This is a genomic window from Micromonospora deserti (genome assembly GCF_003236335.1).
GTDB lineage: Bacteria > Actinomycetota > Actinomycetes > Mycobacteriales > Micromonosporaceae > Micromonospora > Micromonospora deserti.
Genome location: NZ_POUB01000257.1, coordinates 1 through 8,555, shown reverse-complemented (window position 1 = coordinate 8,555; position 8,555 = coordinate 1). Strand labels below are relative to the sequence as shown.

The following is an 8,555-nucleotide window of genomic DNA, read 5'->3' as shown; positions in this document are numbered from 1 at the left end:
CCGCGCCGACCGGCTCGCAGGGGGTGCTGGGTGCCGGCGCGCCGGCCACCGGCGGCACCGGCGGGACGACGTCGGCGCGGCACGGCGCCCTGCTGCTGATCGGGGTGTCCGCAGCGCTGGTGGTGCTGGCCCTCGCGCTGGCGATCACCTCCCTGCGGCGGCGGATGGCCGGTCCGGTGGCCGCTCCGCGCCCGGCGCCGGCCACCCCGGAGTGACCGGCGTCCGGCGCTGGTCGATGGCGGAGCCGGCCGGACCGGGCCGGCTCCCCCGGGAGTCGTCGGCGGGCGGTGATCTCGATTACGGCGGGCCGGTCAAAACGGTGCAGAAGCGGCCATAATCGCGCCCATCCTCGTCCCAGGAAGCAGACCTAGAAGAAGGATGGCCTGGCGATCCGACGTAGGCTCTCAGATGAGGAATCACAGCGGCCGGCCCACCCAGGGCGGCCGGCGCAGCGGCGCGTCAAGGAGGTCACGTGGCCGGGCAAGGCGAGGTCACCATCATATTCAGCCGCCCGCGCGACCGCGCGCAGCGAAGCGAGGTGCAGGCGTGACCAAGCAGATCCGTCAACTGGACCGGGTCGTCATCCGATTCGCCGGCGACTCCGGCGACGGCATGCAGCTCACCGGTGACCGGTTCACCTCGGAGACGGCTCAGCTCGGCAACGACATCTCCACGTTGCCCAACTTCCCGGCCGAGATCCGGGCCCCCGCCGGCACTCTCCCGGGAGTGTCGAGCTTCCAGGTGCACTTCGCCGACTACGACATCCTGACCCCGGGCGACGCGCCGAACGTGCTGGTGGCGATGAACCCGGCGGCGCTCAAGGCCAACCTCGCCGACCTGCCGCGCGGGGCGGACATCATCGTCAACACCGACGAGTTCACCAGGCGCAACCTGGCCAAGGTCGGCTACCAGGCGAACCCGCTCGACGACGACTCGCTCACCGGCTACGTGGTGCACCCGGTGGCGCTGACCTCGATGACGGTCGGCGCGCTGGCCGAGCACGACGTGTCCAAGAAGGACGCCGAGCGGGCCAAGAACATGTTCGCCCTCGGCCTGCTGTCCTGGATGTACTCCCGCCCGTACGAGTCGACCCTGCGCTTCCTGGAGCGCAAGTTCGCCGCGCGCCCTGAGCTGGTCGCGGCGAATGTGGCGGCGTTCAAGGCCGGCTGGAACTTCGGCGAGACCACCGAGGACTTCGCGGTCCGCTACGAGGTGAAGCCGGCGAAGATGCAGCCGGGCACCTACCGGAACATCACCGGCAACGCGGCGCTCTCGCTCGGCCTGGTCGCCGCCGGGGTCCGCTCCGGGCTGCCGGTCTTCCTCGGCGCGTACCCGATCACGCCGGCCTCGGACATCCTGCACGAGCTGAGCAAGCACAAGCGCTTCGGCGTGCTCACCATGCAGGCGGAGGACGAGATCGCCGCGGTGGGTGCGGCGCTGGGCGCCTCGTACGGCGGGTCGCTGGGGGTGACCACCACCAGCGGCCCAGGTGTCGCGCTCAAGAGCGAGACCATCTCGCTGGCGGTGGCGCTGGAGCTGCCGCTGGTGATCGTCGACGTGCAGCGGGCCGGCCCCTCCACGGGCATGCCGACCAAGACCGAGCAGGCCGACCTCAACATGGCGCTCTACGGGCGCCACGGCGAGGCTCCGGTCGCGGTGATCGCGCCGAAGTCGCCGGCGGACTGCTTCCACGCGGCCCTGGAGGCGGCCCGGATCGCGCTGACCTACCGCACCCCGGTGATCCTGCTGTCCGACAACTACGTCGCCAACGGCTCCGAGCCGTGGCTGCTGCCCGACGTGGCGTCCCTGCCGGATCTGCGGGTCGAGTTCGCGAGCAGGCCGAACAGCGAGGACGGCACCACCTTCCTGCCGTACCTGCGGGACCCGGAGACCCTGGCCCGGCCGTGGGCGATCCCCGGCACCCCGGGGCTGGAGCACCGCATCGGCGGCCTGGAGAAGGCCGACAAGACCGGCGACATCTCCTACGACCCGGCCAACCACGACTTCATGGTGCGTACCCGCGCCACCCGGATCGAAACGATCCCGGTGCCGGACATCGAGGTCGAGGACCCGGACGGGGACGCCCGGGTGCTGGTGCTCGGCTGGGGTTCGACGTACGGGCCGATCGGCGCGGCGTGCCGGGGCCTTCGGCAGCGCGGGCTCGCCATCGCCCAGGCGCACCTGCGGCACCTGGCGCCGATGCCGGCCAACCTCGGCACGGTGCTGCGCGGGTACGACCGGGTGGTCATCCCCGAGATGAACCTCGGCCAGCTGGCGCACGTAGTCCGGGCCCGCTACCTGGTCGACGCGATCGGCTACAACCAGGTCCGCGGCCTGCCGTTCACCGCCGCCGAGCTGGAGACGATGCTGGAAGAGGTCCTGAAGAATGTCTGAGCCCGTCGCCCTCAAGCTCACCGCGAAGGACTTCAAGTCCGACCAGGAGGTGCGCTGGTGCCCCGGCTGCGGTGACTACGCGATCCTCGCGGCGGTCCAGCAGTTCATGCCGGAGCTGAACATCCCCCGCGAGCGGATCGTCTTCGTCTCCGGCATCGGCTGCTCGTCGCGCTTCCCCTACTACATGAACACGTACGGGATGCACTCGATCCACGGCCGCGCCCCGGCGATCGCCACCGGCCTGTCCGCCTCGCGGCCGGACCTGTCGGTCTGGGTGGTCACCGGCGACGGCGACGCGCTCTCGATCGGCGGCAACCATCTGATCCACGCCTTGCGCCGCAACGTCAACCTCAAGATCCTGCTGTTCAACAACCGGATCTACGGCCTGACCAAGGGGCAGTACTCACCCACGTCCGAGATCGGCAAGGTCACCAAGTCCACCCCGGTCGGCTCGGCCGACGCGCCGTTCAACCCCCTGTCCCTGGCGCTCGGCGCGGAGGCGACCTTCGTCGCCCGCACCATCGACTCGGACCGCAAGCACCTGCAGTCGGTGCTGCGGGCCGCGGCGGAGCACCAGGGCTCGGCGTTCGTGGAGATCTACCAGAACTGCAACATCTTCAACGATGGCGCGTTCGACCAGCTCAAGGAGCCCGCCACCCGGGACGACTTCCTGATCCGGCTGGAGCACGGGCAGCCGATCACGTTCGGCAAGGACGGGCAGTTCTGCGTCGTCCACCCGCCGGGCGGCTTCGGGCTGGAGGTCCGGGAGACGGCGACCACCCGCCCCGAGGAGATCGTCGTTCACGACGCGACGGTCAGCGACCCGGCGTACGCCTTCGCGCTGTCCCGGCTGCCCGGCCTCGACCTGCGGAACACTCCGATCGGTGTGTTCCGTTCGGTCGACCGCCCGTCGTACGACAGCGTGGTGCAGGGTCAGCTCGACGCGGCGCGGGCGAAGGTCACCGAGACCCCCGAGCAGCAGCTCGCCGCCCTGCTCAACAGCGGCGACACCTGGACGATCCTCTGACCGTCCCGCCCCGCGGCCCCGGAGAGGGTGGTCGTTCCCACGGGAACGGCCGACCCTCTCTGCCCGGTCCGGCCCGCGCGGGCGGGAGTGTCAGACGACGGATGCCGCCTGCGGCCGGTCGTCGCGGACGTGCACCAGCATGTCGCCGGTCTCGATGACGGCGCCGGCCTTGTCCGCCAGGGTGACCACCTTGCCCCGCCGCACCAGGGCGATGACCAGGGTGTCCAGCTCCCGGGGGGAACGGCCCACCTCGTCGCGCTCGGCCGAGCGCATGGCCAGCGCCATGCCCTGGCCAGGGGTGAGTAGGTCCTCCACCACGTCGATCAGCGGCGGGGCCGAGGTGGACAGGCCCAGCAGCCGGCCGGCGGTGGCCGAGGAGACGATCACGTGGTGCGCGCCGCTCTGCTTGAGCAGCGGGGCGTTCTCCGCCTCCCGGGCGGCGGCGATGATCCGCACCTGCCCGGCGGTGAGCTGGCGTACGGTGAGCGCCACCAACACTGACGCGTCGTCGCTGTCGGTGGCGATGATGACCGCCTTGGCGGTACGGATGTGTGCCTCGTTGAGGGTCGCCGAGCGGGTCGCCGAGCCCTCGATCGCCACCAGGCCGGCCGAGGTGGCCTGCCGCAGCGCCGGGCCACTGCGCTCGACCACGATGATCCGGGACTTGTCCATCCCGTTCTCGAGCAGGGCGGAGACCGCGCTGCGGCCCTTGGTGCCGTAGCCGCAGATGATGACGTGATCCTTCACGGTTCTCCTCCACCGCGACAGGCGACGGCCGGTGCGGTACTGCTCGGTCAGCACTTCCAGGGTGGTGCCGACCAGGATGATCAGGAAGACCACCCGGGCCGGGGTGATGTAGAGGACGTTGACCAGCCGGGCCGCGGGACTGACCGGGGTGATGTCGCCGTAGCCGGTGGTGGAGAGCGAGACGACCACGTAGTAGAAGCAGTCGAGGAGGGTCAGCCCGTCCCCGGTGGCGTCGCGGTAGCCGTCCCGGTCGAACCAGACCACGGCCACGGTGGCCAGGACCAGGCCGAGCGCCGCGGCCACGCGCAGGCTCAGCGCGCTCAGCGGACCCCTCCGCTGCGCGGGAAAGTGGATCACCGTTGGACCTGCCCCGACTCCGCCGTCGCCTGCACGCCCACAACATAGCGGTTACCGGGTGTCCCGCACGCCCGGGTGCGGGGAGCCGGCCGGGTAGGGGCGCGCACGGCGGAACGGGGCCGGCCCCGACGGCGGGCAGCAGGCATGATGGGGGTGTCCCCTGGACGACGACCGCGAGAGTGAGGCCCGCATGTCGTTGCTGCGACGAGTGATCGGCGGGGTGCTGCGCCGGCTGCGGCTGCGGCAGGGCCGCACGCTGCGCGAGGTGGCCGAGGCCGCCGGGGTGTCCGTGCCCTACCTCTCCGAGGTGGAGCGTGGCCGCAAGGAAGCCTCCTCGGAGGTGCTCGCGGCGATCTGCCGGGCGCTCGGCATCCGCCTGTCCGACCTGCTCGAGGAGGCCCGGGACGACCTGCGCCGGGTCGAGCCGCGCGTCCCCGCCGCGCCCCGGGCGAGCCTGGCCCGGCTGGAGCGGGTGCCGGTGGCCCGCCGCGACGGCACCGCGCCGGCCCTCCGGGTCGGCCCCCGTACAGCCGGGCCGCTGCTGCACCTCGGCCCACGCGACGGCGGGCCGACCGCCCGGGTCGGCTGGCCCGCCTCCGGTGCGTCCGGGCGTCCCGGTCCGCGTACCCTCGTCGCGCTCGGCTGCCGGCGGGCCAGGGTGGGTCGGCGGCGGTCGACCGCCGTCTAGGGCCGGGCCGTTCTGCCGTCGGCCGATCTGCCGGCGGCAGAAACGCTGGGGCCGAGCGCGCCGCCCCGCGCACGCTGGAGGGGCCGGTCACCCGGGCGTTCTCCCGTCGCCCGCCGGCACCATGGGAGGCGGGCGCCATGATGGGGTACGACATGCGGATGCTGGACGGTGGGCAGCCGTCCTTCGGCGACCAGGTGTTCGAGCGGCTGCTGAGGGAGCGGATCATCTTCCTCGGCACGGAGGTGACCGACACGTCGGCGAACCAGATCTGCGCCCAGATCCTGCTGCTCGCCGCCGAGGACGCCGAGCGGGACATCTACCTCTACATCAACTCCCCGGGCGGTTCGGTGAGCGCCGGGATGGCCGTCTACGACACGATGCGGTACGTCCGCAACGACGTGGCCACCCTGGCATTGGGCTTCGCCGGGTCGATGGGGCAGTTCCTGCTCTGCGCGGGCGCGGCCGGCAAGCGGTACGCCCTGCCCCACTCGCGGGTCATGATGCACCAGCCCTCCGGCGGGTTCGGCGGCACGGTCGCGGACATCAACATCCAGGCCGAGAACATGCTGCACGTGAAGCGGACCATGCAGCAGCTGATCGCGGAGCACAGCGGGCGCACCCTGGACGAGATCCAGCGGGACTGGGACCGGGACCGCTGGTTCACCGCCGAGCAGGCCCGCGAGTACGGCCTGATCGACCGGGTGGTCACCCGGGCCGAGCAGCTCCCGGCAGGCTGAGCCACGGCGGCCCGTGCGCCGCTCACCAGGACGCCCGGGCGCGGACCCGCGACGGCGGCCGGCGATGGGTTCCGCCGGCCGCCGTCGGGTGCCCGGTCGGCCGTGGTCCGGCCGGCCGCCGCCGGGCCGCTGTCAGGGCAGGTCGACGAAGTCGTCCAGGAAGTCCCGGGCGCTGTCGCTGTCCATCCGGTAGGCGACGTTGGTGGCGTAGCAGGGGGCGTCGCCGGTGATGGTGGTTCCGGCGAGGAGCCGCTGCCCGTCGAGGGTGACGAAGTTGGGGCCGCCGGAGTCGCCGTAGCAGGCGCCGCCGTAGTCACGGCTCTCGTTCATCGCCAGGCGCACCCAGGTCTTGTTGAGCGCGTCGAAGCCGAGTTCGGCCTTCATCCGCACCCCGCCGCCCGGGTGGACGTGCCCGCCCGGCTCGCGCTGCGCCTCCGCGGTGCCGTACCCCATGACCTCCCACGGGGCCCCGTCCAGCGCGCGGGAGCCGAGCGCGGCGAGCTGCCCGGCGCTCGGCAGGGCGGCCGGGGTGAAGTCCCACCGCCGGTCCAGCTCGGCCGCCTGGGCCGCGTCGAAGGTGAGCACCGAGATGTCGTGCGAGTCGGCGGAGTTGCCGGGGTAGTCGGGGTGGACGTGCTCGGTGCCCTCAACGCCGACGGCGGCGGCGACCTGCGCCGGGTTGAGCCCGGCGGCCTTGGCGGCGGCCAGCGCGCCCTCGACATCCTGGGCGAGCGAGACGTAGAACCGGGCTCCCGGCGCCCAGTCGGTGGTGCAGTGCGACGCGGTGAGGAAGACGTCGCGGTCGATCATCGCGCCCGAGCAGTACCAGTCGACGACGTCCGGCGTGCCGGGGTCGCCGTCGCGGTCCCACTGCACGATCAGGGCACCGACCTCGGTACGTTCCGGAGCGGGTTGGGCGTTGTAGGTGTTGATCGCCGACGCGGGCGCGGCGCCGGCGACGGCGGCGGCCAGCGCCGCGGTGGCCAGGGTGGCGAAGAGTGCGGTACGACGCACGTGATCCTCCGTCGGGTGGAGCGGACCGGGGGGATGCGGCACCCGCCGGACGCGCCCCCTCGATCCGCGTCCGACGCCGGCCGTGGGATTGCCAGCACGTGCCGATCCCCTGATAGAGCGGAGCCTATGCCGGGCGGGATCGCCGCGCGCGAGCGGGCGGCGCAGCGTCTTACGGGCAATTCTCGTTACATCACCCGTGACCGCCCGCTGCGGGGCGCGGTCAGCGGGTGTCGTAGCGGGCCCGGGCGGCCTCCACCTCGCCGAGGTGCGTGGTGGCCCAAGACTCCAGCCCCGACAGCAGGTCAAGCAGGCTGCGGCCGAGGGCGGTGAGCGCGTAGTCGACCCGCGGCGGCACGGTGGCGTGCGCCGCACGGGTGACCAGGCCATCGCGTTCCAGGCCGCGCAGGGTCTGGGTGAGCATCTTCTGGCTCACCCCCTCGATCCGTTGGGCCAGCTCGCCGTAGCGCTTGGTGCCGCTGGCGAGGGTGAGCACCACCAGGACACTCCACCGGTCGCCGATCCGGTCCAGCACCTGCCGGCTGCCGCAGTCGCGGGCGTAGAGATCCGCCTCCACCGCAATACTCTCCTCTGGTAAGTCACGCACTTCAAGGTGCCTACTCTCCAACGGGAAGTACGGCGCCGATGTTCCCGTTGAGCCTGACGTCCGTTCGACCCACCAAGGGAGCAACCCATGTCCATCGTCGTTACCGGCGCCACCGGCCACCTCGGCCGCCTGATCGTCGAGTCACTGCTGCGCCGGGGCGTACCGGCCGACCAGGTCGTGGCGCTGGGCCGGGACACCGACCGCCTCGCCGACCTGGCCGAGCGCGGCGTGACCGTCCGCCGGGCCGACTACAACGACCCCGACTCGCTGCGGGCCGCGTTCGCCGGCGCCGAGAAGCTCGCGTTCGTCTCCGGCACCGAGATCGGCCGCCGGGTCGAGCAGGCCCGCAACGTGGTCGCCGCCGCCAAGGAGGCCGGCGTCGAGCTGATCGCCTACACCAGCATCGCGAAGGCCGACACCTCCAGCCTGATCCTCGCCGTCGACCACCGGGGCACCGAGCAGGAAATCGCCGCGTCCGGCCTGCCGTACGTGTTCCTGCGCAACAGCTGGTACTTCGAGAACTACCTCCCCCAGCTGCCCACGTACCTGGAGCACGGGGTGGCCGGGGCGGCGGGTGACGGCCGGATCAGCGCCGCCGCCCGCGCGGACTACGCCGAGGCCGCCGCCGCGGTGCTCACCACCGGGGGCCACGCCAACCGGGTGTACGAGCTAGGCGCCGCCCCGCTCACCCTGACCGAACTGGCCGAGGAGATCTCCCGGCAGGCCGGCCGCCACGTCGCCTACACCGACCTGCCGGTAGAGAAGTACGTCGAGGTGCTGGTCGACGCCGGCCTGCCGCGGGCGTACGCCGAGATCCTCGCCGACGGCGACCGGGGCGCCGCCCAGGGCGAGCTGCACGTCGCGGCCGACGATCTCGCGACGCTGATCGGCCGCCGGCCGGCCACCCTCGCCGAGGCGATCCGCGCCGCGCTCTGATGGCCCACGCCGCCCCGCCCGCCTGGGCGGGGCGGCTGGCCTGCGCGGGGC

At 72.6% G+C, this 8,555-nt stretch carries 8 protein-coding genes and 1 pseudogene; 6 read left to right on the top strand and 3 right to left on the bottom strand.

What is annotated here, in order from left to right; translation table 11 throughout:
* The 3 genes and pseudogenes from C1I99_RS32920 to C1I99_RS25830 all read left to right on the top strand — a co-directional run.
* A pseudogene (locus tag C1I99_RS32920) lies at positions 1-215 on the top strand (hypothetical protein); the annotation flags it as partial.
* A gap of 331 nt (positions 216-546) precedes the next feature.
* Entirely contained in the window at positions 547-2,394 is a 1,848-nt protein-coding gene (locus tag C1I99_RS25835) for a 2-oxoacid:acceptor oxidoreductase subunit alpha (protein WP_111136791.1), read from the top strand.
* On the top strand, positions 2,387-3,421 hold the full coding sequence (locus tag C1I99_RS25830) for a 2-oxoacid:ferredoxin oxidoreductase subunit beta (protein WP_111136790.1): 1,035 nt from the start codon (positions 2,387-2,389) through the stop codon (positions 3,419-3,421). The genes C1I99_RS25835 and C1I99_RS25830 overlap by 8 nt, the downstream gene beginning before the upstream one ends.
* 90 nt (positions 3,422-3,511) lie before the next feature.
* Here C1I99_RS25830 and C1I99_RS25825 read toward each other — a convergent pair whose 3' ends face one another.
* Entirely contained in the window at positions 3,512-4,525 is a 1,014-nt protein-coding gene (locus C1I99_RS25825) for a potassium channel family protein (RefSeq protein ID WP_111136789.1), read from the bottom strand.
* Between the two features lie 190 nt (positions 4,526-4,715).
* Here C1I99_RS25825 and C1I99_RS34870 point away from each other — a divergent pair, with 190 nt between their 5' ends.
* Positions 4,716-5,213 carry a helix-turn-helix domain-containing protein gene (locus C1I99_RS34870; protein WP_325049237.1) on the top strand — a complete coding sequence of 166 codons (498 nt, stop codon included), beginning with the start codon at positions 4,716-4,718 and terminating at the stop codon, positions 5,211-5,213.
* Between the two features lie 137 nt (positions 5,214-5,350).
* Positions 5,351-5,950, top strand: coding sequence for an ATP-dependent Clp protease proteolytic subunit (locus tag C1I99_RS25815; RefSeq protein WP_438941448.1), 600 nt, complete (start codon positions 5,351-5,353; stop codon positions 5,948-5,950).
* Between the two features lie 132 nt (positions 5,951-6,082).
* Here C1I99_RS25815 and C1I99_RS25810 read toward each other — a convergent pair whose 3' ends face one another.
* Entirely contained in the window at positions 6,083-6,964 is an 882-nt protein-coding gene (locus tag C1I99_RS25810) for a trypsin-like serine protease (protein WP_111136788.1), read from the bottom strand.
* A 220-nt stretch (positions 6,965-7,184) separates the two neighbouring features.
* On the bottom strand, positions 7,185-7,568 hold the full coding sequence (locus C1I99_RS25805) for a winged helix-turn-helix transcriptional regulator (protein WP_233512714.1): 384 nt from the start codon (positions 7,566-7,568) through the stop codon (positions 7,185-7,187).
* A gap of 87 nt (positions 7,569-7,655) precedes the next feature.
* Here C1I99_RS25805 and C1I99_RS25800 point away from each other — a divergent pair, with 87 nt between their 5' ends.
* Positions 7,656-8,504: an SDR family oxidoreductase gene (locus C1I99_RS25800; protein ID WP_111136786.1), complete on the top strand. Its 849-nt coding sequence runs from the start codon at positions 7,656-7,658 to the stop codon at positions 8,502-8,504.
* The last annotated feature ends 51 nt before the right edge of the window (positions 8,505-8,555 follow it).

Excerpts from the sequence above, each read along its gene's own strand:
- C1I99_RS25800 (WP_111136786.1), top strand. The coding sequence starts at position 7,656 with ATGTCCATCGTCGTTACCGGCGCCACCGGCCACCTCGGCCGCCTGATC.
- C1I99_RS34870 (WP_325049237.1), top strand. The coding sequence starts at position 4,716 with ATGTCGTTGCTGCGACGAGTGATCGGCGGGGTGCTGCGCCGGCTGCGG.
- C1I99_RS25830 (WP_111136790.1), top strand. The coding sequence starts at position 2,387 with ATGTCTGAGCCCGTCGCCCTCAAGCTCACCGCGAAGGACTTCAAGTCC.
- C1I99_RS25815 (WP_438941448.1), top strand. The coding sequence starts at position 5,351 with ATGATGGGGTACGACATGCGGATGCTGGACGGTGGGCAGCCGTCCTTC.